A 23,993-nucleotide genomic window follows, 5' to 3' on the forward strand; every position below is an offset into this window, starting at 1 on the left:
CCTCGTTTTATGTTATGAACCGGTACGCGCCAGCGTTTTGAAGCTGGCAAAATCGCGACAAGCCAGCAGATTCCTGCTGGCTTTTTCGTTCATTAGTGCCAGAAACAGGTCGTATAGACCCATCGCCTCCTCGTAGTCGGCCTTGCTGATGGCCAGCACGAAGATGAGCGTCGCGATTTCTCCGTTGCCCCAGTCGATCCCCTGCGGGGCCAGTACGGTGTACACCAGAGTGCGGCGCGCCAGCAGACCGAGAGAGTGGGGCAGGGCGATCCCTTCTCCCAGCATGGTGGAGACGATCCGCTCCCGCTCCTGCAGTGAGGCTCTGAAGCCGCTCTCCACCAGATCTTCCGCCTCCAGCTGATCACAGATACGGGCAAACAGTTCGGCCTGGGTGAGGGGCTCTTTGACCATCATGAAGTGGTCGGCATCGAAATATTTGTCGAGCATGTAGGGGCGGGTGCGGTCGATCAGCACCAGCTTGCCAAGCTGCTCCAGCTGGTATTGGGTCGGGAAGGGGGCAACGAGTACCACGGGGGCGTTTTTTTCGTTCACCTTGACGGTACTGATGACAAAGTCCTGCGCGATCTGCGCCAGCCCTTCGTAATCCCGCACCGACTCCAGCGTGGTCAGCTGCAACTGGGGATACTCCCGTTTGATGCGTGCTTCCAGTACCCGGAAGGTGGCGTTGCCCGCATCGCAAAGCAATAGCGCCTGCGGGCGGCGGGTATAGCCGATATCGTAATGGCGCTCCAGCCCGACCCCGATATGGATCACCAGATAGCCGATCTCGTGGTGGGTCAGTCGGTAGGGGGTCTGCTTGATCCACTCCGAAATGGCCGCCAGCGTGATGTCATAGGCGAGGGGGTAGTACTGCTTGATGTGATCGGCCAGCGGGTTGTGGTTGCCAATCTGGTATTTGACCCGTAGCAGCATGGCGCTGATATGGGTTTGCAGGTCGGCCCGCAGCTGTTGGTCGTCTCGCAGGTCGTAAGGGTAGTGTTTATGAATGTAGGTCAGCAGATGTTCCACCAGCTGTTCGCTCTCGGCGGCCATTGCCGGGCTGAGCTGGGGAGTATCGGCAATCAGGCGCGCCTGGATCTGGATGGCGAGACCGGCGATCTCGTCCTCTACGGGGGGCGTCAGGGTTGGCAATACCGCATAAATATCGCGAGATACTGCCAGCAGCGGCAGAGTCAGATCCTCGCTGGCGAAGTGGCGCAACTCGTGACCGGATGCCTGACGCAGCAGGGCAACGGCGCAGTAGATGGTGAGCTGCTGCAGGCTCTCGTCAGCGAGACGCAGCTGATGTCGGGCAAGCTGGGCATGGATGTGATTGCCCACTACCTCCATCGTCTTGCTGGGGCAAAGGTTGGGCAACAGGGTTTGCAACTGGTTGTTGTGCAGCAACTCCTGATAGAGCAGTTGGGTCAAACAGGCCCGGATCGCCGTCTCCTCCCCCTGAATGCGCATCCCCAGGCGGGGTTTGCTCTCGACGCTGAGCCTGAAGTGGCTGAGTTGCTCACGGACTTCCGCCATATCCCCCTGCAGTGCCGCCCGGCTCAGATACCAGGTATCAGCCAGCTCATCGAGCTTGATCCCCTGCTCTGCCGTCAATAGCAGGATCTGCAGGTGCAGCACACGCTCGCGGCTGGTGCGTGGCAGGCCGCTATCCTGACCCTGGGCCGCCAGCAGAGCGTCGAACAGTCCCTGATTGTAGATCTTGAGCTGGTAGCCGCTGCCACGCTGGTGGATCAGGTGAGCGCCGTGCGTGGCAATCAGTTCGTTGAGGGTCGCCACATCGGTGCGCACCGTGCGGGTGGAGACATTGAGGCGGCGAGCCAGCTCCTCCTGTGGCAGCGGTTCGGCGTGGAGCTGGATCAGCAGTTGATGGAGCCTGGGGTGTGGCAGCTTGATCATAGGGGGTATGCAAGACTCCTGTTGCGAGATAAAGGATCGATGTTAACAAGTGGGTCATCAACAAGCCAGGCACCGGTCAGTGATTGAACCGGTGCCGTGACTGCCATCAGGCCAACAGTCGTTTCACTATGGCCAGCAGAGTCCGCACATCCTCGGGGCGAGTGTGCCCGCTCGCGCTGTCGATGATGGAGCTGTAGACGTGCGGGATCACCTTCTCGACTCCGGCATCCAGCGCAATCCGAACTATCTCCTCGAAGTTCTCCAGATCGATGCCGCCGGTGGGCTCCAGCCAGAAGTTGTTGCGGGCACAAGCCTCGGCTACTGCCTGATACTCGTCGCGGCAGGCCAGCCCGCCCATGGGGAAGAACTTGACCGAGCTGCCGCCCATGTCCTTGAGCAAGGCAATGGCGGTATCGATGGGCACTATGCCATCCGGCTGCCCGGCGCTGAGCGGGCCGGTGGAGATCTTCACCATGCCCGGCATGCCGGTAGGGGAGATCAGCCCATTTACCAGCGTTTGTGATTGGCCGAGCAGCGCCCGGCTGGCGCCGACACCGGTGAATACCTGGTTGACGTGCTGGGGCTGCAGCTGGCAGGCCAGCTCGGCCACCATGGCGGATTGGCGCGGATCCCCGGCCCCCAAACCGATGGAGAGGGCGTTATCGATCAGCTTGGCGTACTCCTTCATATCGGCAACTGCGGAGGGAATATCCGGGTAGTTTTTGGAGAGCACACCGACCAGCACGTGGCCTTCGGCTGCGTCGTACACCTCGACGGCATTCTCTTTGGAACCTGCCAGCACGTTGAGACAGACCCGATCACGGTAGTAGTTGGGGGTAAGGGACATCAGCGATTCTCCTGAACGAGGTTGGCAATGGCGGAGTGGATTTGGTCGAGCTGAGGCACGGTGACGCTGCGCACATCGATCTCGATGTGCCCCTCGTTGGCCTTGTAGCCGCGGCAGTAGATGGCAGGTGTGCCCTGTTGCAGACGGGTGACGACCTGCACTGTGGTCATGCCGAGCTGCTGGTGGTCGAAGGCGATATCGGTGCGGGCAATGTCGCGTCCCGCGCTGTCCCATACCACCTTGGCGGTGACGCCGGGCAGCTGGTTGAGGCGCTCGATAAAGGGGCTCATCTTGGCGACCATGGCGGCGCCGCTCTCTTTCTCTTTGGCCAGATAGCGCTCGATGGCGTGGGTCAGGCCGAGGATCCCCTCCTTGCCCACCTTCATGGCGCGACCGATGCCATTGGCTTGCTGCTTGACCCACTCCACGTACTGGCGCTTGCCGAGTACCAGCCCGCTGGTGGGCCCTTCAATGGCCTTGGCGCCGCTGTAGATGACCAGATCCGCTCCCTGGTTGTAGTAGAGGCGCAGATCCTCTTCAGCAGCCGCATCGACGATGAGCGGGAGCCCGTGGGCCTTGGCGACCTCGGCGGCCTCTGCCACCGACAGAATGCTCTTCTGTACGCAGTGGTGGGATTTGATGTAGAGGATGGCTGCTGTGTTGGCATTGATGGCAGCGGCCAGCTGGGAAGGGGTGCACTCGTTGGCGTAACCGGCTTCCACTACTTTGCCGCCACCCAGATTGACCATGGTACCGACCGGGGCGCCGAAGTTGACGTTATGCCCCTTGGGCAGCACGATTTCACTCGGCACCTCATGGGGATGGGCATGCAGGTGCTCGAGGCGGTAGGGATCGCCGCGCACTATCATGGCGGCGACTGACTGGGCGATGCCGGCGCTGGCACAGGAGACCACCACCGCATCTTCCACATCCAGCAAACCAGCCAGATAGGCGCCGGTCTTGTTGACCAGATCCTTGACCTCGAAGTAGTGGCCCAGGCCAAAATTGACCGCATCGACCACCTCCTGCTCGGGGGTGGAAACGCCGAGAATGGTCATGCGCCCGGAGGCGTTGATCACCGGTTTGAGCTGATATTTCTCATAAACAGAAGGCATGGTGTGATTTCCCATAGTGAGTCAGAACCAGTTCGCCACCGACCAGGGCGGCGAGAGGCTGCAGTTGTTGGTCACCGCTGCGGGACTGGGCTTCGGTATCCATAAACAGGGTCGGGCCGCTGGTGACCTCGAACAGGGTCAGATCGGCATCGGCGCCTACCTCGAGCCGCCCCTTGCCGGACAGGCGCAGGGCATCGGCGGCCTGATGGGTGACGCAGGCGATCACCTGCTCCAGCGTCATGCCGATGGCGAGAAACTTCGACATCACATGGGCCAGACTGTAGACCGGCCCCTTGATGCGGTTCTTGCAGTAGATGTCGGAGCTGATGGTGCGGGGCAGGATCCCCTGCCGGATAGCCAGCTCCGCCACCTCGAAGCTGAAGCTGGCGCCGCCGTGGCCGATGTCGAGCAAAAGGCCCCGTGTCATCGCCTCGCGCACCGCGACCCGCAGCTCGCCAGCCGGGGTCAGGATGCGGTTGGGCTTGCCGTTGAAGCAGTGGGTCAGCAGATCGCCATCCCCCAGCAAGGCAACTATCTCGTCCAGATCCGGCGGCGTGTTGCCCACGTGCACCATCAGCGGCAGCTGGCCGTGGGCCTGTTGCAGCACCTTGGCCATGCGCAGCGGTTGCAGGCCGTTTTCACCGACCACGCTGCCGCTCATCCGCGCCTTGATGCCGACGATAAAGTCGGGGTGGCGACGAATGGCCGCCGAGGCGAGATCCATATCGAGGTCCCGGCTATCCGCCAGCTCGTTCTGGCACAGCAGGCCGATACGGGAGATGTTGAGCAGGGCATGCACCCGGGTCTTGCAGTTCGCAGCGATCTGCTGGAAGTCATCCACATCGTTGGCCCCGGTGCTGCCGGCGTCGATGACGGTAGTGACGCCTGATTCGACCCCGACCTTGTCCGGCTCATCGTGATAGATGGGGGAGGCGGGGTAGCAGTGGGTATGGCCGTCGATCCAGCCGGCGCTCACATGCACCCGGCCGCCGAGCTCCAGGGTCTGCCGCGCCGTTGCTGTCCCCGGCAGGGAGCCGATGGCGGCGATTTTGCCCTCCCTGATGGCGATATCGACGAGCTGGCCATCTCCCTGGCGCCCCGCTTTGATGATAATGTCGTACATGCAGATGACCTCTGGCGAGCCGCCCCGCAGGGCGGCTGGTACTTACACAAGGGCGACCGGGAAGAAGGTGCCCAGCAGCATGGCTCCCAGGATGGCACCGCCGGTGATGGGCTTGCCCCACACGTAGAACAGCAGGGCCCCCAGCAGGGAACCGATACCGATGGGGATGGAGGCACCCATGGCGGAGAGAATGATGAGGGGGCCGAGGAAGCGGCCAGAGCTGTTGCCAGCTCCCATCATGACGTCTGCGCCGTAAGTGGAGTTGCTCTGGTTGATGGTGAACTTGCGCGCCAGAATGATGACGTAGCCGATGGCCAGACCAATCCCCATGCCGGTTGCCAGCGAGGCTCCGAAGTTTTCCACCGGATAGACGATGCCGGCTCCCAGCAGCAGGGCTGGCACTCCGAGGCCGACTCCGGTCTGGATGGCGCCGCCGATATCCAGGATCCCCACCAGGGAGCCTTCGATGATGCGGGCGAACAGGAAGCTGGCACCGAACGCGGCTACCGCGCCGTAGGCGCCCGTGTCCATTCCCGCTTTCAGCATGGCGACGAAGGCTACCTCGTTGAAGGCACCGACCCCGTACAGATAGAACATGTGGGTACCAGCAAAGACCCCGGCCGAGAGCAGGCCGACGAAGATGGGGAATGACCAGTCGGCATACCAGAAGTTGTTTTTCAGTTTCTCATCCATGGTGTGACCCCTTATTTGCCGCTCAGCAGGTTATGGACGTTTTCCAGCCACAGGGGGACGCCCATATGGAAGGATTCAATCAGTTTCATGTCGAAGCCGCGGAAGAAGCCGCTCAGCACGAACAGCAGGACGATGGCTGCCATCATCACCTTGGTGACATGGTTCCAGCCGCTCTCTTCCACACCCTTGCCGATCAGGATGCCGAGCACCAGACCCGGTACCGCGTTGCCCATGATGAGCTGTGCCAGACCGCCGAAGATGGTGGCCCAGAAACCGGATTTCTTGCCCGCCTCGATGGCAGCGAGCCAGAAGATCACCGGCATGACGGTGTTGACCAGCAGGTTGGCTGCCGGTACCAGCACCTTGACCGCAGTGACCTGCAATGCAGCAGGGACGGCTGCGGCCGTGCTGTTGAGGAAGGCAACCACGATGGCACCTATGATGCCGCCGGCGATGGCCATCTTTTTCGGGTCGTGCAGAGTGGTGGCGAGATCCCGATTTTTGAACAGCAGTGCCGCCGTGGCCCAGTGCGGGATGATGCGGTGATCCACATCCTGGGTGAAGGCGCCTGCCGCCACGGTCGAGGCCCAGGCGTTGAAGAAGAAGCCCAGACCAAACGAGAAGTGGGAAGCGGGATCCCCCTCGCAGGAGTTAAGTTCGCCCAGGGTGCGGAAGGCACCCATGCCCTGTACGGTCGGGGCGTGGAACATCCGCGCCGCGCCGGCCCCCACCCCGACGCCAACCAGGCCGCCAATGATGAGTGACTTGATAAAAATGATTAGAAACATCCAACGTATCCTTCTTGTGGGGTTGTGCCTGCGCAGGCATCACATCTGGGTGAACGTCACCTTGGCGACATCCAGACTGGTGACCTGAACCTTGATCTCCAGCTGGACGCGGTATTCGCGGCGCTGGCGCGGCAGGAAGAAGAACAGGAACTTCTCCACCCGGACCAACTCCTCGGCTTTGAGCACCTGTACATCGACCGGCTCAATGCGCAGCAGTACCTGCTGGTTGTCCTTGAGCAGTGTGGGTTGCACCTGGCTGAGGGCGGAGGCAAACGCCTGCTGGCGGGTCGTCCCCTTGCCGTTGACGATGACCTGGGTGGTGAAGTTCTCTTTCATCAGGCGCGTCCGTGCTTCTTGGCGAAGGCTTCGACCAGCTTCTGGCCCAGCTCTTCCTTGTCCATGAAACCGAAGCCCAGCACCACGCACCCTTCGTTGATGGCGGTGACGCCCTCTTCAACAGAGCGCATGCCGTAACGGCACTTGTAGCCGTATTTGGTCTGGGCGGTGATCGCCCCGGCGCCGCCGCTGCCGCAGAAGGAGATGCCGAGATCCGCCTGCTCCTTGTTCATCACGTCGCCGAGCTTCATGTCAGCGGCCATGCCGGGGATGATGGTCACGTTGGCCCCGGCTGCTTCCGCGCCTGCGCCCACTTTCTGACCCTTGCCGAGACGGTCTCCGATCACGAGTTTGATGGCTGTCATATCGATTTCTCCTTGAGTTACGGGTTCTGCACCGAGCTGAGTTCGTTTTCTTTGGCGACTTCAAAATGGACGGACAAGAGGTGTGCCTCCTCATAAGCAAGCTGATCCAGCCAGCTGACGACCTGTTCGGCGAGACGCAGTGAGAGGGGGAGATCTCTTCAAACAGGCTGAGGTCAACTTCTGGCAGGGGCTCGCCACTGTGGGAGCGCCACACCATGGCTTTGACATGGGAGGCCAGCATCTGCCGTTGCACCTCGTTGGGGATGATGCCCTGTTCGGCCAGCAGGGGATAAATGCGCGCGAGGATATGATCGGTCTGGCGCAGCAACTCCGGGCTGTTCGGGGTCAGGGTCTGGTCGTGAGTCTCTGTTTGCAATGTCTGCTCTCCAAGGCTGGCAGAAGGTATGGCGTTACCCTAAGCCTGCGCGTCGATGTGGAGGAGGCAGCGTTTTTCCGATTCGAAGCGGAAATTCCTGAGGAAATGGCCCCAAAGTGATCGTTTGGATACTGAAAAGGTAAAAAGAGTGCTTATTGAAGCTGGTTTTGTGTGATCGGTAGCGCACAAATCGGGGGGCGGGGGCAGGGCAAGCGTTGCGGGAAACTGTGAGTCATCTCACGGTAAGAGACGTTGCCGAGAGGGCAGATATGGAAAAGGGCGGTTTCCCGCCCTTCTCATAACAAGGAGTGACGCTAGCTGGCCGATGCGGCGCTCGAGCTGGCTGTTCTCTGCTGATAGCGCAGGTCTTCTTCTATGGTGACCACCACTTCCAGCGGCTTGCCGGAGCGGAATACAGAGATGGTCAGCTTGGTGCCGGGGCGGCTTTCGACAATCTTGTCCATGGCGCTGCGTACGCCACTGATGGCCTCTCCGTTGATCTTGAGCAGCACATCCCCTCGCTGCAGGCCGCCTTTGGCCGCCGGTCCGTTGGGATCCAGACTTTCCACCACCAGACCACGCAGGTCGCCGAGGTTCATCATCCGCGCGACTATGGGGTTGATCTCGACGCTGGAGATCCCGAGGTAGCCGCGGATCACCCGGCCGTTGGCGATCAGCTCATCCATGATCCGTTTGGCCAGCCGGTAGGGGATGGCGAAGCTGATGCCGTAGCTCTCCTGATTGCCGTTGAGGTGATAGGTGGCGGTGTTGATCCCCACCAGATCGCCACGGCCGTTGACCAGCGCGCCGCCCGAGTTGCCCTCGTTGATGGCGGCATCGGTCTGCAGCAGATCCTGACGGCCATTGCTGTCGGGCCCCATGCTGGAGAGGCCGGTACGGCCGGTCGCGCTGATGATGCCCTGGGTGATGGTCTGGCCGACGTTGTAGGGGTTGCCGATGGCGAGCACCACATCCCCCACTTCTGGCAGCCGCTCCGGATCCTGCGGGATCACCGGCAGGTTGTCTGACTCGATATAGAGCACGGCGAGGTCGGTGAGCTGATCGGTACCGACCAGCTCGGCACTGAAGACCCGACCATCCTGCAACGCGACGATGATCTGGTCGGCATCGGCGATGACGTGGTAGTTGGTCAGTACATAGCCGCGCTGGTTCATGATGACGCCAGAACCCAGCCCTTGCGGGCGCAGTTCCCCCTGATTGCCCTGATTGGGGGCAAAGCTGCGGGTATAGATGTTGACGACAGCAGGGCCTGCCCGATGGGCGGCATAGGAGAAACTCAGTTCACGGGCATTGGTGATGATGCCGGGCAGTTGGGCACCACCGCGAAAATGGGGAAACAGCAGCAACAGCAGCGCCGCGACGGTCAATCCAAAACCGACAGACTTGCCCAAGTAACTGACTAAAGGGGGGATTTTCATGTCATTCTCATCCGTACAGGCTGCGCGCAGAGAATAACACTATCGATGGATAAAAATCACCCGCGGTGAAGGCCGCGGGTGATAGAGGGGTTGGCGAACAACTTGAGCGTTAGCGGATCACCAGATAGAGCGAGGAGTCGCCGCGCTGGATGTTGAGTGCCAGCACGTCAGGCTTGTTCTTGAGCGCTTTGGTCAGCTCGCCCAGGGTGTTGATGCGCAGGCGGTTGACCCCGATGATGATGTCACCCTTCTGCAGGCCGGAAGCAGCTGCCGGAGAGCGAGGATCAATGTCGGCCACCGCAACACCGGAGACCGGATCGGTAGTGGTGCTCAGCTTGGCCCCTTCCAGTGCTGGATGCAGCGCGCTGGCGCGTACTTCGCTGTCATCGGCCTGCTTCAGGGTCACTTTGGCAGTTTGTGACTTGCCATCGCGGATCAGCCCCAGTTCGACCTGCTTGCCAGCGCCCATGGTGGCGATCTTGGCACGCAGCTCGCCGAAGGAGCGAACCGGTTTGCCATCGATGCTGACGATGATATCGCCGGCCTTGATGCCCGCCTTGTCGGCCGCCGAATCAGGCATGACCTGATTGACGAAGGCACCATCCTTCTTGTTGTAACCGAAGGTTTTGGCGATGTCGGAGGTGAGCTCGGTGCCGGTAATACCCAGCTGGCCGCGACGCACTTCACCGTACTTGACGATCTGCTCGGTCAGATCCCGCACCATGTTGGAAGGGATGGCAAAGCCGATGCCAATGTTGCCGCCGTTCGGGCCCAGAATCGCGGTGTTGATACCGATCAGCTCGCCACGCAGGTTGAGCAGGGCTCCGCCGGAGTTACCGGAGTTGATGGCCGCATCGGTCTGGATGAAGTTCTCCAGATTCTCGATGTTGAGGCCGCTGCGACCCAGCGCACTGACAATACCGGAGGTGACGGTCTGGCCCAGACCAAATGGGTTGCCGATGGCCAGCGCATAGTCACCTACCCGCAGCTCATCGGAGTCGGCAAACTTGATCTGCACCAGATCCTCGGCCTTGATTTGCAGCAGGGCGATGTCGGACTGCTTGTCTTCACCGATCTTCTTGGCCGCATACTCACGACCATCCTTCAGGTTGACCTTGATCTCGTCCGCCTCGTGAACCACGTGGGCGTTGGTGATCACGTAACCCTTCTTGGCATCGACGATGACACCGGAACCGAGCGCCTGGAATGGCTGCTCGCTCACCTGTTCGTCGGGCATGTTGGGGCCGAAGAAGAACTTGAACTGCTCCGGCAGACGCTGACGGGTAATTTTTTTGCCAGAAACCGAGATATTGACCACAGCCGGGGTGACCTGTTCGAGAACAGGCGCCAGGCTTGGCATCTCCTGATTTGAACCTAACAGGGAAGGCAGTGCAGCCTGAGCAGGGGCCGCAGACATGGCGATACCGACACTGAGGGCTAGCACACTGAGCATGGAAAGAGGTTTACGCATATGAAAAACAGCTCCCAGAAAAAGTTGCATTGCAATCGTCAAGGTCAGACCACGGGACTGGCCAATTAGTTCCGCGAGGAACTAGTTTGGTTGCTTGAGCAGTCCGGAAGAGGCGCCAGCATAGTCGCGAGGCGGAACGCCCGGCTCTTCTGCCACATTGGCAGGGGCTTCTTCTACCAATGACTCGCGGAACAGCGGTTCCTGCGCCTTGGCCAGGAATTTGCTCTGCTCGGCCATGTGGCGATAGAGGGTCTGATACTGCTCGGCCAGTTGCTCCATCAGGGCGGCGCTGTCGGCGAAGTGGGTGTTGATCTGGCCCTGATAACTCTCGAGCTCCTTGTGGGCCTTCTTCAGTTCCTGTTCGAGACGGCCAGCATCGCGGCTACGTACCGAAAAACGGCCGAGAACGATACCGATAATCAAGGCCGCGACAGCCAGCAGGATCCCAGTTAACAGACTCATAGATGCTCCTTGTTACAGCTAAAACAGAGTGGGTTTATGCGGTCGTCATAACCGCCATGCCTTGATGGCACTATACCGTGCGTCCTGAGGCCGTGATACCATTTTGTCCTCGATTCAGGGACTTGGAGAGGCGCTCAAGGATGACACCGCAGCAAAAATACCAGCAGGATCTGCTGCGCCCCGGCTTTGTGGCCGACCCCGCGCAGGGGATGGCCATTAGCAGGCTGGAGCGACTGTATCAGGATTTGCTACGGCGCCCGACTCCGACCAGATCTCGAGGGTTGCTGGGTTGGCTGCAAAAGCCCAAGCCGCCGGAGCCCGTCCTCGGTATCTATATGTGGGGCGGAGTGGGCCGAGGCAAGACCTGGCTGATGGATACTTTTTTCGACAGCCTGCCTGGGACGCGCAAGATGCGCAGCCATTTCCACCGCTTCATGCACCGCATTCACGATGAACTGCAGGGGCTGAGCGGGCAATCCGATCCCCTCAAGCTGGTGGCCAGCAAGCTTGCCAGCGAGACAGACATCATCTGTTTCGACGAATTTTTTGTCTCCGACATCACCGACGCCATGTTGCTGGGTACGCTGTTCCAGGAGCTGTTTGGTCACGGTGTCGTGCTGGTTGCCACTTCAAATATTCCGCCACAGGATCTTTATCGCAACGGGCTGCAGCGAGCCCGTTTTCTGCCAGCTATCGAGCTTATCGAGCGCCATTGCGAGGTACTTAACGTGGATGGCGGTATCGACTATCGCCTGCGTACGCTGGAACAAGCCGAGATTTATCACTGCCCGCTGGACTTGCAGGCAAAAGCCAATCTTGACCACTATTTTCAGCAATTAACCGGTGGGCACACGGCTTGCGAGGGGACGTTCGAGGTCAATCATCGTCAGCTGGCGTCGCTCGGGATGGGGGAAGGGGTGCTCTACATGGAATTTGAGCAACTTTGCTGTACTCCCCGCTCCCAGAACGACTATATCGAGCTGGCCAGGCTGTTCCATACCGTTCTGCTGGCCAATGTTCAGCCAATGGGCACAGGCACGGATGACGCGGCTCGCCGCTTCATTGCCATGGTCGATGAGTTCTACGAACGGCACGTCAAACTCATCATGTCGGCAGCGGTTCCCATGGCAGAACTCTACGGCGAAGGGCTGCTAAATTTCGAATTCAAACGCTGTCTTTCACGGCTTCAGGAAATGCAATCGCACGAATACCTTGCCAGAGTGCACCTTCCTTAGTCACAATACCGCGCCTGCCAGTCGGATGGGCATCTGCGGCAGGTAGGGCCGGGCGACATTTGCTGGTTTCATGGCAGTGAAATTAGCAGGTGATATTTAAGGCAACTTCACTTATAATCGCCCGGCCCACGTTACAGCTGTCGATAAGACAGCAACACTTTAAGCTTTACTTGTATTCGAAGGGGTACAGGTAGGCCATCGTTTGTTGTTTGTGGGAGAGCCCCCATAAACAATTGGGTCTGTAACAGGTAATTGGGTTTAACTTAATGAAAACTTTCGTTGCCAAGCCAGAAACCGTAAAACGTGACTGGTACATTGTGGACGCAGAAGGTAAAACTCTGGGTCGTATCGCAACCGAGATCGCTGCTCGTCTGCGTGGTAAGCACAAAGCTGAATACACTCCGCACGTTGACACCGGTGATTACATCATCGTTGTAAACGCTGAGAAGGTACGTGTTACCGGTAAGAAAACTACCGACAAAATGTACCACGCTCACTCCGGTTTCCCGGGTGGTATCAAGTCCATCAGCTTCGACAAGCTGATTCAGCGTAAACCGGAAATGGTAATCGAAGCTGCTGTTAAAGGCATGCTGCCGAAAGGTCCTCTGGGCCGTGCCATGTTCCGTAAACTGAAAGTTTACGCAGGCGCCGAGCACGCTCACGCTGCTCAGCAACCTCAAGTACTGGATATCTAATCGGGAACTGGCAACATGGCAGAAAATCAATACTACGGTACCGGCCGTCGCAAAAGCTCCACTGCTCGCGTATTTATCAAAGCGGGTAGCGGTAAGATCGTAATCAACCAGCGCTCCCTGGAGCAGTACTTCGGCCGTCCGACTGCCCGCATGGTAGTTCGTCAGCCGCTGGAACTGGTTGAGATGACCGAGAAACTGGATCTGTACATCACCGTTAACGGTGGTGGCATCTCCGGTCAAGCTGGTGCGATCCGCCACGGTATCACTCGTGCTCTGATGCAGTACGACGAAACCCTGCGTTCCGAACTGCGTAAAGCTGGCTTTGTTACTCGCGATGCCCGTAAGGTTGAGCGTAAGAAAGTTGGTCTGCACAAAGCTCGTAAGCGTCCGCAGTACTCCAAGCGTTAATTCGCTTTTGGTACTCACTCTTTCGAGTGTCAAAAAAGCCTGGCGGTTGCCAGGCTTTTTTTATTGGTAATATTACCGACATCAATGCTAACCACGCGTCACAAAAGACAAAAAATTGTTTCTTTATTGTTTTCATTGCTCACCGCTCTTTCTTGTCAAGTTGTTATCTTTTCTTTAAAATTTCCCCTGTTTTCTGTGGCAATTGTAAATCCAGCTTCCGCCGCTGTTGTCACGGGAAAAATGGGGAACAGGGACACTATAAGAATGTGCGGAGTCCACATGGGAGAGTTTTTGGATGAGCAATGCGCCAGTTGATACCGGTCGCCGCAGATTTCTTACCTGGTCAACGGTTGCCGTTGGTGGGGTAGGAGCTGCGTTTACCGCAGTGCCGTTTATAAAGTCATGGAATCCGAGCGCCAAGGCCAAAGCAGCCGGTGCGCCGGTTGAAGTCGATATCAGCAAGTTGGAACCGGGTCAGCTCATCCGTGTCGAGTGGCGAGGCAAGCCTGTCTGGGTGGTGAAACGCACCAAACAGACGCTGGATGCCTTGGCCGCGCATGATGACAAGCTGCGGGATCCCTCATCTGAAGAACCGCAGCAGCCTGACTATGCCCATAACGGGTACAGATCGATCAAGCCCGAAATTTTTGTCGCGGTCGGTATTTGCACCCACTTGGGGTGTTCACCTTCCTATCTGCCTGACAGCTTTGGCGAGCAGGTGCAGGGCGTTACGTCCGGCTTCTTCTGCCCGTGCCATGGCTCCAAGTTCGACATGGCCGGCCGTGTGTTCCAGGGGGTGCCTGCACCGCTGAACCTGGTCATTCCGCCCTATCAATTCATTAATGACACCACCATCCAGGTCGGTGCCGATGGCAAGGAGGCCTGACCATGTTGAGTAAACTGATGGGCTGGATCGATTATCGATTCCCGCTCACGGCCATGTACAACGACCACATGGCCAAGTATCCAGCACCGAAGAACCTGAACTTCTGGTACTTCTTCGGCTCGCTGGCCATGCTGGTGTTGGTCAACCAGATCATCACCGGTATCTGGCTGACCATGAACTACAACCCCTCCGCGGAAGGTGCGTTTGCCTCCGTGGAGTACATCATGCGCGATGTGGAGTACGGCTGGCTGCTGCGTTACATGCACTCAACCGGTGCGTCTGCATTCTTCATCGTGGTCTACATGCACATGTTCCGCGGCATGATCTATGGCTCTTATCAGAAGCCTCGTGAACTGCTGTGGATCTTCGGCATGCTGATCTTCCTGGTGCTGATGGCGGAAGCCTTTATGGGTTACTTGTTGCCCTGGGGTCAGATGTCATTCTGGGGTGCCCAGGTCATCATCTCGCTGTTTGGCGCCATTCCGGTCATCGGTGACGATCTGACCCTGTGGATCCGCGGTGACTACGTTATCTCCGGCGCCACCCTGAACCGCTTCTTCGCGCTGCACGTCATCGCGTTGCCGCTGGTGCTGGTGATGCTGGTTGCCATGCACATTCTGGCGTTGCACGAAGTGGGCTCCAACAACCCGGATGGTATCGACATCAAGAAGCACAAGGACGAAAACGGCTGGCCGCTGGATGCGGTGGCGTTCCACCCTTATTTCACCGTCAAGGACATGATCGGTGTGGCGGGCTTCCTGTTCTTCTTCTGCGCCATCATCTTCTTCAAGCCGGATATGTGGGGTTACTTCCTCGAGAAGCCGAACTTTGAAGTGGCCAACGGCCTGAAGACTCCTGCTCACATCGCGCCAGTGTGGTACTTCACCCCCTTCTACGCGATTCTGCGTGCGGTACCTGACAAGCTGCTTGGCGTCATTATGATGGGCCTCTCTATTGTGGTGTTGTTCCTGCTGCCTTGGCTGGATCGCTGCAAGGTGCGTTCGGTGCGCTATCGCAGCAAGCTGCACAAGCTTAACATCGCCCAGTTTGTGGTCTGCTTTATCATCCTGGGGGTGCTGGGTGTACTGCCGTCGACGCCGACCCTGACGCTGGTTGCCCAGATTTGTACCTTGGGTTATTTCGGTTTCTTTGTCCTGCTGTTCTTCTATAGCAAGAACGAAAGCACCAAGCCGCTGCCGGAGAGGGTTACATTTAAATGAAAAAAATAATATTTGCAGTGCTGACCCTGCTGCCATCACTGGTGTTTGCCAATGCTGGGGCCGTGCATCTGGACAAAGCCAATTATGATCTGAGCGACAAGGCATCCCTGCAACGTGGAGCTGCCACCTTCATGAACTATTGTGCAGGCTGCCACTCTACCCAGTATCAACGCTACAACCGGGTTGCTGCCGATCTGGAGATCCCCGAGGAGCTGATGAAGGAGAACCTCATCTTCACCGGCGCCAAAGTGGGTGATCTGATGAAGAGCGCCATGTCCGAGAAGGATGCCGCCAAGTGGTTTGGTGCTCCCCCTCCGGATCTGACTCTGGTTGCCCGGGTACGTGGTGCGGACTGGATTTACACCTATCTGCGTTCTTTTTACGTGGATCCGACTCGTCCGTTTGGGGTGAATAATGTGGTGTTCCCGTCTGTGGGCATGCCTCATGTGTTGGAACCGTTGCAGGGAACCCCCCGTGCCGAGTTCGTCACTCACACGGTCGATGGAGTGGAAACCCAACAGGTTGTCAGCATCAAATCTGACGGTAATGGTGAAATGGATGACGAAGAGTATGATCAGACGGTACTGGATCTGGTAAACTTCTTGGTCTACTCGGCTGAACCGGTACAACAGGAGCGTGAACGCATGGGCTTCTGGGTGCTTGGTTTCATCGTGATCTTCTTCATCTTCACTGTGCTGTTGAAGAAGGAATTCTGGCGCGACGTTCACTAAGCGACCAGATACGGGTAATATAATGCACGGCAATGAAGACCAAGATGCTTCATTGCCGTTTCTGCTTTTTAATGACGGGAGGGTTCAATGGCTGTAGCTGCCAATAAGCGTTCGGTAATGACGCTGTTTTCCGGTGCCAACGATATGTTCAGCCATCAGGTGCGTATTGTCCTGGCGGAGAAGGGTGTTAGCGTGGATATCTGCCAGGTTGATCCAGCCAATCTGCCGGATGAGCTGGCCGAGCTGAACCCGTACAACTCTGTACCGACCCTGGTTGATCGTGAGCTGGCACTCTACACCTCGCGCATCATCATGGAGTATCTGGATGAGCGCTTCCCGCATCCGCCCTTGATGCCTGTTTACCCGGTTGCCCGCGGTAACAGCCGTCTGATGATGCACCGCATCGAGCTGGACTGGTACTCCCTGGCCGACAAGATCATGGCCGGTACCGATGCTGAAGCGGCACGCAACGAACTGCGTGACAACCTGCTGGCCATCGCGCCGATCTTCGGTGAAATGCCCTATTTCATGAGCGAAGAGTTCGGTCTGGTGGATTGCTACATGGCACCGCTGCTGTGGCGTCTGCCGAGCCTTGGCATCGATCTGACCGGTCGTGGCGCCAAAGAGCTGAAGGCCTACATGGTTCGTCTGTTCGAGCGTGAGTCCTTCCAGGCTTCCCTGACCGAAGCCGAACGCGAGATCCGTGCTGGCGTATGAGCATGGAACCGACAATGACACCGAGCCGCCCGTACTTGTTACGGGCGTTCTTTGACTGGTTGCTGGACAACGATCTGACCCCTCATCTGGTGGTCAACGTCAACATTCCCCATGTGATGGTGCCGATGCAGTTTGCTCAGGACGGGCAAATTGTGCTGAATATCGCGCCCCGAGCCGTGATGCAATTTCACATGGATAACGAGGCTATCAGCTTCAGTGCACGCTTTGGCGGGGTTTCCCAGCAGGTTTATATCCCGATGGCAGCCGTACTGGCTATTCATGCCCGGGAGAACGGCGTGGGCACCATGTTCCCGCCTGAGCCGGGTTACGATATCTGGCTGGAGCAGGCTGAAGCGCCTGTGGAGCCTGAGCCGGAACCGCCGCGTCCAAGCGGTCGTCCGACCCTGAAGGTGATTAAATAAAAAAACGCAGCCGATTGGCTGCGTTTTTTTATGTGCGGTCGAGCTTAGTTCTGGGCGAACTCGAAGGCCTTGATCACGCGCTTCACGCCGGTGACATGGCGGGCGATGTTGACTGCCTGCTCTCCCTCTTGGCGAGTCACCAGACCAATCAGGAACACCTCGCCGTTCTCGGTGACCACCTTGACCTTGGTGCTGTCGAAATTCTTGGTGCCGAACATGTCGGCTTTCACCTTGGAGGTGATCCAGGAGTCATTGCTGCGAGTGGTGAAACTGGCAGGTTGGCCGATGCGCAATTCGTTGTAGACGTGGCGAACCCCTTCGATGCGACTGACAATTTTGCCCGCCTCAATCTTGTAAACGTCAGAAGGTGTCTGGCCGACCAACAGAACGCGGCCATTGTTGCTGTAGACGCTGATCTTGCTGGCTGCACTGAGGGGTTTGTTGTCGGCCAGCAGATTGGCCGCTTTCAGCTCGATGGTCTGGTCATCCCACTGCGCGCCCAGGGTTCGGCGATCGCCAGAGGCCTTGGCAGTCCCTGCGGCGCCGCCAACAACCAGGGCTGCGCAGCCTTGCAGCAGCAGGGTGCTAACCAGCAGACCGAGCAGGATAGTGTGCTTTTTCATGGTTTCAATCTTCCTGTTGCGGGAAAAGTGTCTGGTCGATGAGATCACACAGGCAGTGCAGGGTCAACAGGTTCACTTCCAGAATGCGAGGGCGACGGGCGGAGGGAACCCGGATCTCCACATCGTTCGGGCCGAGCAGACCGGCCATTTCGCCACCGTCACCCCCGCTCAGCACGACTATGGTCATGTCACGGGAGAGGGCAGCCTCGGCGGCCTTGATCAGGCTGCGGCTGTGGCCGGAGGTGGTGATGACCACCAGAATGTCGCCAGGCTGGCCCAGCGCGCGGATCTGCTTGGCGTAGACCTCTTCAAAACCGTGGTCGGTGGCGATCGCGCTGATGGTCGCCATGTCCGGGGTCAGGGCCATACCGGGCAGGGAGGGGCGCTGGGTCTCGTAGCAGTTGACCAGCTCGGAGATGAACAGTTGCGCCAGTGCGGCAGAAGGACCGTTACCGCATGCCAGCACCTTGTGGCCATTGAGCAGGCAGATGGTGATCATCTGGGCTGCAGTATGGATGGCATCCGGCAGCGCCTCGGCGGCGGCTATCTTGGTCTGGATGCTTTCGGTGTAGTTCTCTTTGATGCGGTCAGTCATAGGGTCCTCTTAAAATGCGTTCTGGATCCAGGCTGGCTGGTCGCCCTCGAACGCAATCACATCGAATCGGCAGGCCTGATTGGCCTCGTTGATGGCATGTTGCTTCAAATAGTGGCGCGCTGCCAGCATGATCTTGTGCTGTTTACTGCGGGTGACCGAGCTGGCGGCCCCGCCATGGCTGCCGGTGGCCCGGTAGCGCACCTCAACAAACACCAGGGTCTGGCCCTGGTGCATGATGAGATCTATTTCACCGCCACGACAGCGGTAGTTGCGAGCTACCGGTTGCAGGCCCCGGACCTGCAACCAGCGTTCAGCGACTTGTTCAAAGTGCTGTCCCTTGCTCGTTGGTGAGGGGAACAGGCTCGGCAACTGCTGGCGCATCCGTTTCCATAGTTCCTTCATTGGAGGGCTCCTCCAGTTGCTGAACGGCGTTCTCGTCGACCAGTTTGCCGTTCTGGTAAGTACCCCAGCTCAGCATCCGCACGATATTGCCCTGGGCATCCACGCTCAACTGGCCGCTCATGCCAGCCTGCTGCATGCCACCCACCTTGCGCATCTGCTGCAGGTTCTCAGCCAGGCTGACGGCATCGTAGCCCATGGCAAATAGACGCAGCAGGTCACCCTGGGTCTGCGGCCAGAGTAGGGCGATCTGCTCGCGCTGTTTCTCGTAGCCGCCAAGCAGCAGCGGCATATCGGCGATATGCATGCCGTTGAGCTCGGAGGCGACCTCGGTGGCTGCGCTGTCGTAGCCGCGGGAGCCGGTGAAGATCGGCAGGCTGCCCATCGGATTGACCGAGACATCCACGTAGGGCTTGATCATCCGGGTTTCCAGGCTGTTGGCCACCACATAAACGGCATCGATGCTGCGCGGTGCGGCATCAGAGAGTTGCACTACCTCGCCAGCACGGGCGGTAGAGCGGCCGCTCAGGGCATTTTTGACCATCCCCTGTACTTCGTTGCGGGCACCGAAGGTGGCAACGACTGGCTTATCCTGGCTCAGGGTAGCCCAGCTTTGCTCGAACGCCTTGATACTGCTGTAACCGATCCGCCCCTGGGCGGCGATCAGCAGCGGTTTGCGGTAGCCCTGGGTGTAAAGGTACTGGGCTGCCTGCGCGGCATCTGCGGCGGCAGAGAGGGAGAAGTAGTAGGTGGTGTCGTTGACGATCGGCTTGTCCAGCTCGTTGAGTGCCAGCACCGGCACGGTCGGATTGGCCTTGAGCAGCTCCTCGACCCGGTCTTTCAGCAGCGGGCCGATGATCATGTCCGCCCCTTCCTGAATCGCCTGCTGGTAAAGCTCGCCGGTCGACTTGCTCTGGGTGTCGTAGAAGTTCAGGGTGAATTGCCCCTGATTTTCCTTATAAGACATCAGCATACCGTTACGGATGGCGGCGCCCTGCGGCTCCAGATTGCCGGAGAGGGGCAGCAGCACAGCGATCTGTTGCACCGAGGTGCTGGCAGTGGCCGCCAGATCGCCCAATCCTGCCGGCATATCTTTCTGGGCCGGATGGTTGGGGAAGTCACGCTTCCAGCCTGCCAGCTGGCGAGCCAGCAGGTTCGGCTGGGCGCCAAACTCGTTGACCAGTGCCGCCAGTCGCAGCCAACCTGTGGTCACGTCAGGGGCCGGTGCCTCTTCCAGTGCCTGCAGGGTGGAGGGGGTCATGCTTTTCAGCAACGACCAGATTTGCTGATGGTTGGTGGCCTGCTCGCTCTGATTGAGGTAGGGCTCCAGTGCAATCAACGACTTGGCAGCGCCAAACTTGTTGTTGATGTCGAGCTGCAGCACCACACGCTGGCGATACCAATCCTTCTGGGTATCGGCATCCAGCACCACCTCAGGTTTGCCTTCCAGCAGGATCAGCGCCTGATTGGCGTGGCCTTGCGCCAGCAACAGATGGGCTTGCAGCAGTTGCAACTGCGCCTTCTGAACGGGATCCTTGGCCTGCTTCTGCAATTGCTGGAACAGTGCCGAGGCCGGTTTGGCCTGGCCCAGCGCCAGATAGCTGCGTGCCGCCAGCATCTGCCAGGTAAAGGCCTCGGCCGGCTTGGCCGGGTCCACCTGCTCAAGATACCACTGGGCATTCTTGGTCAGATTGGAGAACGCAGAGGGCATGCCTGATGGCCCTGACGGTTGATTGGGCTCCGACGCACAGGCGGCGAGCAGTACTGCCGCGAGTATGATGCCGAAGAGTCGTGATACACTTAGCTGCTTTGTAACCCGGTTCAAGTTCATTCCCCGACCAGTGTTGAAGTTCCCCATAGTGTAAACGGGCCAATATGGCGACACAATTGTCGGGGCACTCGGAGATCCCATGAGTGACATCCCAACCCTGTATATAGTCCCCACTCCGATCGGCAATCTGGCGGACATCACCCAGCGTGCATTGGACATTTTACGCAGTGTCGATCTGGTGGCAGCCGAAGATACCCGACATACCGGTATCCTGCTCAGCCACTACCAAATCTCGGTGCCGACCTTCGCCCTGCATGATCACAACGAGCAGCAGAAAGCCGATGTGCTGATTGGCCGGATCAAAGAGGGCAAGAGTGTTGCGCTGGTCTCCGATGCCGGCACCCCGCTCATCAGCGACCCCGGTTATCACTTGGTCACCCGCTGTCGTGAGGCCGGGGTCAAGGTGGTGCCGCTGCCCGGTCCCTGTGCCGCCGTTACCGCCCTGAGCGCGGCCGGTCTGCCGACCGATCGCTTTGCCTTTGAGGGCTTCCTGCCCGCCAAGAGCAAGGGACGTGACGATCGCCTGCAAGCCGTTATTGAAGACACCCGCTCGCTGGTGTTCTACGAATCCCCGCGCCGTGTGCAGGATACAGTGGAAGCGATTGCTCGTATTCTCGGCGAGCGTCAGGTGGTGGTGTGCCGTGAGCTGACCAAGACCTTCGAGTCGATTCACGGTCTGCCAGCGTCCGAAATGCTGACCTGGCTTGGCGAGGATGACAACCGCTGCCGCGGCGAGATCGTGCTGGTCGTGGCTGGCGCCTCCAAAGATGAAGAGGATCTGCCCGCCGAGGCGATCCGCACTTTGGGGCTGCTGGTAGCCGAACTGCCACTGAAGAAAGCGGCTGCCCTGACCGCCGAGATCCACGGCGTGAAGAAAAATGCCCTCTACAAATACGGTCTCGAGCACTATTGAGCCGGTTAAGAGGTCGTAAGGCTGTTTTCTGACCTGTGCAATCCCCCGAACCGGCGAGCATTCAGGCTGTCAACGGGGGCCAAAGCGCGATAAATGGCTGTAAACGGGAATTGCCGGTTTACCCCGTGCGTATCGCAAGGCTATAATCCGCGCCTCGGAGTTGGCTGGGCAATCGCTGCTTCGTCGTTGTGTCCCTCGGGACAGACGGGCGGAGGGGAGGAAAGTCCGGGCTTCACAGGGCAGGGTGCCAGGTAACGCCTGGGGGGCGTGAGCCTACGACCAGTGCAACAGAGAGCAGACCGCCGATGGCCCGCAAGGGATCAGGTAAGGGTGAAAGGGTGCGGTAAGAGCGCACCGCGCGACTGGCAACAGTTCGTGGCACGGTAAACTCCACCCGAAGCAAGACCAAATAGGCCCCTATTGGCGCGGCCCGCGTTGGGGGCGGGTAGGTTGCTTGAGCCAGCGAGCGATTGCTGGCCTAGAGGAATGATTGCTACCCGGGGCAACCCGGTACAGAACCCGGCTTACAGGCCGACTCCGACCTCATTCCGAAGAGCCCCGCGATTTATCGCGGGGCTCTTTTTTATGTATGAGAAAATATGGCTTCGTTGGTCGGATATTTTTTGTCTCGCCATGTTGAATGAAATTATATGTTTTAAATCAGTCGAATAGTCTCGTATTTAGCGCAATGGCAGCGATAGAGGGTGATAGGACTCCGGATGGCTGTTCGCACCCGCATATTGTGTCTGTTCTCAGTTCATTCACTTATTTCAATTAATCGCCAGAGTTTAACGCCAAATAACTTGTGGAAAATCAACCCACTCAATCCGCGGTATGCAAATGCTGCGTCAATATGTTCCCTCTGTCCCATCTCCTTGCTTGAAAAGCCCCCTGCACGTCCTTAAACTTCAGGGTGGGGAAAAGTGGATCAAAGTGGTTTTTAGAGGGGCAATCTGCCTGCTCACTCACCTTCAGGGACTGCAATTTGTTGCGTGGCGCTCACGCCATCAGCCTGGACAGTAAAGGGCGGCTGGCAATTCCGACCAAATTCCGTGATTGGCTGCGCGATGAAAGCGACGGCCAGCTGGTCTGCACCATCGATATTGCCCATCCCTGTCTGCTGCTTTATCCCCTGAATGAATGGGAAGAGGTCGAGCGCAAGCTCAAGACCCTCTCCAGCATGAATCCGCAAGAGCGCCGTTTGCAGCGACTGCTGCTGGGACATGCAACCGAATGCGAGCTGGATGGCAATGGCCGTCTGCTGCTCAGTCAGCCACTGCGCAACCATGCGGGGCTGGACAAGAAAATCATGCTGGTGGGCCAGCTCAACAAGTTTGAGTTGTGGGATGAAGCCCGCTGGCAACAACAGGTCAATGACGACATCTTGGGTCTGCCCGGGGACGATTGGGCAAGCTCACCACGACTACAGGATTTCTCTTTATAAATGACCCAAGCCGCTGAACACATCACAGTGCTGCTGCACGAAGCCGTTGAAGGTCTGGCCATCAAGCCGGACGGTGTCTACGTCGACGGTACTTTTGGCCGTGGTGGTCATTCTCGTCTAATCCTGCAGCACCTTGGCCCCAATGGCCGCCTGATCGCCATCGACCGCGATCCCCAGGCGATCGCCGAAGCGGCCAAGATCCAGGATCCCCGTTTCGACATCGTGCACGGCCCCTTCTCCGGCATCGCCTCCTATCTGGATGAGCGCGGTTTGCTGGGCAAGGTGGATGGCTTCCTGCTGGATCTGGGGGTCTCTTCACCCCAGCTGGATGATGCCGAGCGCGGCTTCAGCTTTATGAAAGATGGTCCGCTCGATATGCGGATGGACCCCACTTCCGGCCAGAGCGCCGCCGAGTGGTTGGCCAAGGCCGATGTAGATGACATCGCCTGGGTGCTGAAGACTTTCGGTGAGGAGCGTTTTGCCAAGAAGATTGCCCGTGCCATCGTGCACGACCGGGTGACCGAGCCTTATGTGCGTACCCGCCAACTGGCTGAGATGATTGCCCGGGTCAATCCGAGCAAGGAGAAGGGCAAGCATGCGGCAACCCGCAGTTTCCAGGCCATTCGCATCTATATCAACAGCGAGCTGGACGAGATCGAAACCGCGCTCAACGGTGCACTGGACGTGCTGGCACCTCACGGCCGTCTGTCGGTGATCAGCTTCCATTCGCTGGAAGACCGGTTGGTAAAGCATTTCATCCGCAAGCACGAGAAGGGGCCGGAAGTGCCTTACGGCATTCCGTTGACCGAGGCCCAGCTGGCAGGCGGTCGCAAATTGAAGTCGGTCGGCAAGGCTCTCAAGCCTTCTGATCATGAAGTATCTGAAAACAGCCGGTCACGCAGCTCGGTGCTGCGGGTTGCCGAACGGCTGGCGGAGTAAGCG

General features: G+C 58.6%; 27 protein-coding genes, 1 other RNA gene and 1 pseudogene. 13 read left to right on the forward strand and 16 right to left on the reverse strand.

Annotated features, from left to right (window positions below; translation table 11 throughout):
• Positions 1-12: 12 nt before the first annotated feature.
• The 9 genes and pseudogenes from ACTG1P_RS15125 to ACTG1P_RS15165 all read right to left on the reverse strand — a co-directional run bounded on the left by ACTG1P_RS15125 (position 13) and on the right by ACTG1P_RS15165 (position 7,512).
• A complete protein-coding gene (locus ACTG1P_RS15125) occupies positions 13-1,917 on the reverse strand; it encodes a BglG family transcription antiterminator (protein ID WP_440001619.1) in 1,905 nt (634 codons plus the stop codon).
• A 106-nt stretch (positions 1,918-2,023) separates the two neighbouring features.
• Positions 2,024-2,764, reverse strand: a complete 741-nt coding sequence (gene dagF, locus ACTG1P_RS15130) for a 2-dehydro-3-deoxy-phosphogluconate aldolase (protein WP_042079669.1) — start codon at positions 2,762-2,764, stop codon at positions 2,024-2,026.
• Entirely contained in the window at positions 2,764-3,879 is a 1,116-nt protein-coding gene (locus ACTG1P_RS15135) for a DgaE family pyridoxal phosphate-dependent ammonia lyase (protein ID WP_440001620.1), read from the reverse strand. Before ACTG1P_RS15135 ends, dagF begins: the two co-directional genes overlap by 1 nt.
• The gene (locus tag ACTG1P_RS15140; protein ID WP_440001621.1) at positions 3,863-5,002 is read right to left on the reverse strand and encodes an amidohydrolase/deacetylase family metallohydrolase; all 1,140 of its coding nucleotides are present in this window, start codon (positions 5,000-5,002) and stop codon (positions 3,863-3,865) included. Before ACTG1P_RS15140 ends, ACTG1P_RS15135 begins: the two co-directional genes overlap by 17 nt.
• A 42-nt stretch (positions 5,003-5,044) precedes the next feature.
• Positions 5,045-5,695, reverse strand: coding sequence for a DUF4310 family protein (locus ACTG1P_RS15145; protein WP_005355144.1), 651 nt, complete (start codon positions 5,693-5,695; stop codon positions 5,045-5,047).
• Positions 5,696-5,706: 11 nt separating this feature from the next.
• Positions 5,707-6,483, reverse strand: a complete 777-nt coding sequence (locus ACTG1P_RS15150; RefSeq protein ID WP_005341754.1) for a DUF4311 domain-containing protein — start codon at positions 6,481-6,483, stop codon at positions 5,707-5,709.
• A gap of 39 nt (positions 6,484-6,522) precedes the next feature.
• Positions 6,523-6,819 carry a DUF4312 family protein gene (locus ACTG1P_RS15155; RefSeq protein WP_202004334.1) on the reverse strand — a complete coding sequence of 99 codons (297 nt, stop codon included), beginning with the start codon at positions 6,817-6,819 and terminating at the stop codon, positions 6,523-6,525.
• Entirely contained in the window at positions 6,819-7,184 is a 366-nt protein-coding gene (locus ACTG1P_RS15160; protein ID WP_005355141.1) for an SFCGS family glycine-rich protein, read from the reverse strand. Before ACTG1P_RS15160 ends, ACTG1P_RS15155 begins: the two co-directional genes overlap by 1 nt.
• Before the next feature lie 17 nt (positions 7,185-7,201).
• A pseudogene (locus ACTG1P_RS15165) lies at positions 7,202-7,512 on the reverse strand (transcriptional regulator).
• On the opposite strand from ACTG1P_RS15165, the gene ACTG1P_RS15170 reads away from it, so the two are divergent.
• Positions 7,411-7,680, forward strand: a complete 270-nt coding sequence (locus tag ACTG1P_RS15170; protein WP_439987910.1) for a hypothetical protein — start codon at positions 7,411-7,413, stop codon at positions 7,678-7,680. The pseudogene ACTG1P_RS15165 and the gene ACTG1P_RS15170 sit on opposite strands and share 102 nt — an antisense overlap.
• Before the next feature lie 194 nt (positions 7,681-7,874).
• Here the strand turns inward: ACTG1P_RS15170 and degS are convergent, their stop codons facing one another.
• From degS to ACTG1P_RS15185, 3 genes are all read right to left on the reverse strand, one after another.
• Positions 7,875-8,999 (reverse strand): outer membrane-stress sensor serine endopeptidase DegS, encoded by a 1,125-nt coding sequence (gene degS / locus ACTG1P_RS15175; protein ID WP_005336297.1) that lies wholly within the window; start codon positions 8,997-8,999, stop codon positions 7,875-7,877.
• Positions 9,000-9,108: 109 nt separating this feature from the next.
• Positions 9,109-10,470, reverse strand: a complete 1,362-nt coding sequence (locus ACTG1P_RS15180) for a Do family serine endopeptidase (RefSeq protein WP_005336295.1) — start codon at positions 10,468-10,470, stop codon at positions 9,109-9,111.
• A gap of 81 nt (positions 10,471-10,551) precedes the next feature.
• Positions 10,552-10,932, reverse strand: coding sequence for a YhcB family protein (locus ACTG1P_RS15185; protein ID WP_005356646.1), 381 nt, complete (start codon positions 10,930-10,932; stop codon positions 10,552-10,554).
• A 140-nt stretch (positions 10,933-11,072) separates the two neighbouring features.
• Between ACTG1P_RS15185 and zapE the strand changes: the two genes are divergently transcribed.
• The 8 genes from zapE to ACTG1P_RS15225 all read left to right on the forward strand — a co-directional run bounded on the left by zapE (position 11,073) and on the right by ACTG1P_RS15225 (position 17,246).
• Entirely contained in the window at positions 11,073-12,167 is a 1,095-nt protein-coding gene (zapE, locus tag ACTG1P_RS15190; protein ID WP_440001622.1) for a cell division protein ZapE, read from the forward strand.
• Between the two features lie 266 nt (positions 12,168-12,433).
• Entirely contained in the window at positions 12,434-12,862 is a 429-nt protein-coding gene (gene rplM / locus ACTG1P_RS15195; protein WP_005341737.1) for a 50S ribosomal protein L13, read from the forward strand.
• Positions 12,863-12,877: 15 nt separating this feature from the next.
• Entirely contained in the window at positions 12,878-13,270 is a 393-nt protein-coding gene (gene rpsI, locus ACTG1P_RS15200; RefSeq protein WP_005336286.1) for a 30S ribosomal protein S9, read from the forward strand.
• A 295-nt stretch (positions 13,271-13,565) separates the two neighbouring features.
• Positions 13,566-14,156 carry a ubiquinol-cytochrome c reductase iron-sulfur subunit gene (petA, locus tag ACTG1P_RS15205; protein ID WP_005336284.1) on the forward strand — a complete coding sequence of 197 codons (591 nt, stop codon included), beginning with the start codon at positions 13,566-13,568 and terminating at the stop codon, positions 14,154-14,156.
• A 2-nt stretch (positions 14,157-14,158) separates the two neighbouring features.
• The gene (locus tag ACTG1P_RS15210) at positions 14,159-15,376 is read left to right on the forward strand and encodes a cytochrome b (protein ID WP_421346814.1); all 1,218 of its coding nucleotides are present in this window, start codon (positions 14,159-14,161) and stop codon (positions 15,374-15,376) included.
• Entirely contained in the window at positions 15,373-16,107 is a 735-nt protein-coding gene (locus ACTG1P_RS15215) for a cytochrome c1 (protein ID WP_040068844.1), read from the forward strand. The genes ACTG1P_RS15210 and ACTG1P_RS15215 overlap by 4 nt, the downstream gene beginning before the upstream one ends.
• A gap of 87 nt (positions 16,108-16,194) precedes the next feature.
• Positions 16,195-16,824 carry a stringent starvation protein SspA gene (gene sspA / locus ACTG1P_RS15220; protein WP_005336279.1) on the forward strand — a complete coding sequence of 210 codons (630 nt, stop codon included), beginning with the start codon at positions 16,195-16,197 and terminating at the stop codon, positions 16,822-16,824.
• On the forward strand, positions 16,821-17,246 hold the full coding sequence (locus ACTG1P_RS15225) for a ClpXP protease specificity-enhancing factor (protein WP_005336278.1): 426 nt from the start codon (positions 16,821-16,823) through the stop codon (positions 17,244-17,246). The genes sspA and ACTG1P_RS15225 overlap by 4 nt, the downstream gene beginning before the upstream one ends.
• A gap of 44 nt (positions 17,247-17,290) precedes the next feature.
• Here ACTG1P_RS15225 and dolP read toward each other — a convergent pair whose 3' ends face one another.
• The 4 genes from dolP to ACTG1P_RS15245 are packed head-to-tail and all read right to left on the reverse strand — an operon-like array spanning position 17,291 to position 20,574.
• Complete coding sequence (dolP, locus tag ACTG1P_RS15230) at positions 17,291-17,869, reverse strand: division/outer membrane stress-associated lipid-binding lipoprotein (RefSeq protein ID WP_005336277.1); 579 nt, start codon at positions 17,867-17,869, stop codon at positions 17,291-17,293.
• 4 nt (positions 17,870-17,873) lie between these two features.
• Complete coding sequence (locus ACTG1P_RS15235) at positions 17,874-18,464, reverse strand: D-sedoheptulose-7-phosphate isomerase (RefSeq protein WP_005336275.1); 591 nt, start codon at positions 18,462-18,464, stop codon at positions 17,874-17,876.
• Between the two features lie 9 nt (positions 18,465-18,473).
• Positions 18,474-18,845: a YraN family protein gene (locus ACTG1P_RS15240; RefSeq protein ID WP_429031335.1), complete on the reverse strand. Its 372-nt coding sequence runs from the start codon at positions 18,843-18,845 to the stop codon at positions 18,474-18,476.
• The gene (locus tag ACTG1P_RS15245) at positions 18,787-20,574 is read right to left on the reverse strand and encodes a penicillin-binding protein activator (protein WP_440001623.1); all 1,788 of its coding nucleotides are present in this window, start codon (positions 20,572-20,574) and stop codon (positions 18,787-18,789) included. The genes ACTG1P_RS15240 and ACTG1P_RS15245 overlap by 59 nt, the downstream gene beginning before the upstream one ends.
• 199 nt (positions 20,575-20,773) lie before the next feature.
• Here ACTG1P_RS15245 and rsmI point away from each other — a divergent pair, with 199 nt between their 5' ends.
• The 4 genes from rsmI to rsmH all read left to right on the forward strand — a co-directional run bounded on the left by rsmI (position 20,774) and on the right by rsmH (position 23,990).
• Positions 20,774-21,607 carry a 16S rRNA (cytidine(1402)-2'-O)-methyltransferase gene (gene rsmI / locus ACTG1P_RS15250; protein ID WP_440001624.1) on the forward strand — a complete coding sequence of 278 codons (834 nt, stop codon included), beginning with the start codon at positions 20,774-20,776 and terminating at the stop codon, positions 21,605-21,607.
• 156 nt (positions 21,608-21,763) lie between these two features.
• Positions 21,764-22,150: RNase P RNA component class A (rnpB, locus tag ACTG1P_RS15255), an RNA gene on the forward strand.
• Positions 22,151-22,592: 442 nt separating this feature from the next.
• Positions 22,593-23,051: a division/cell wall cluster transcriptional repressor MraZ gene (gene mraZ / locus ACTG1P_RS15260; protein ID WP_013723406.1), complete on the forward strand. Its 459-nt coding sequence runs from the start codon at positions 22,593-22,595 to the stop codon at positions 23,049-23,051.
• Positions 23,052-23,990: a 16S rRNA (cytosine(1402)-N(4))-methyltransferase RsmH gene (gene rsmH / locus ACTG1P_RS15265; protein ID WP_440001625.1), complete on the forward strand. Its 939-nt coding sequence runs from the start codon at positions 23,052-23,054 to the stop codon at positions 23,988-23,990. It begins immediately after the preceding gene.
• The last annotated feature ends 3 nt before the right edge of the window (positions 23,991-23,993 follow it).

The sequence above is a fragment of the Aeromonas sp. 11P genome, from assembly GCF_051920165.1.
In the GTDB taxonomy this organism is placed as follows: domain Bacteria; phylum Pseudomonadota; class Gammaproteobacteria; order Enterobacterales; family Aeromonadaceae; genus Aeromonas; species Aeromonas veronii.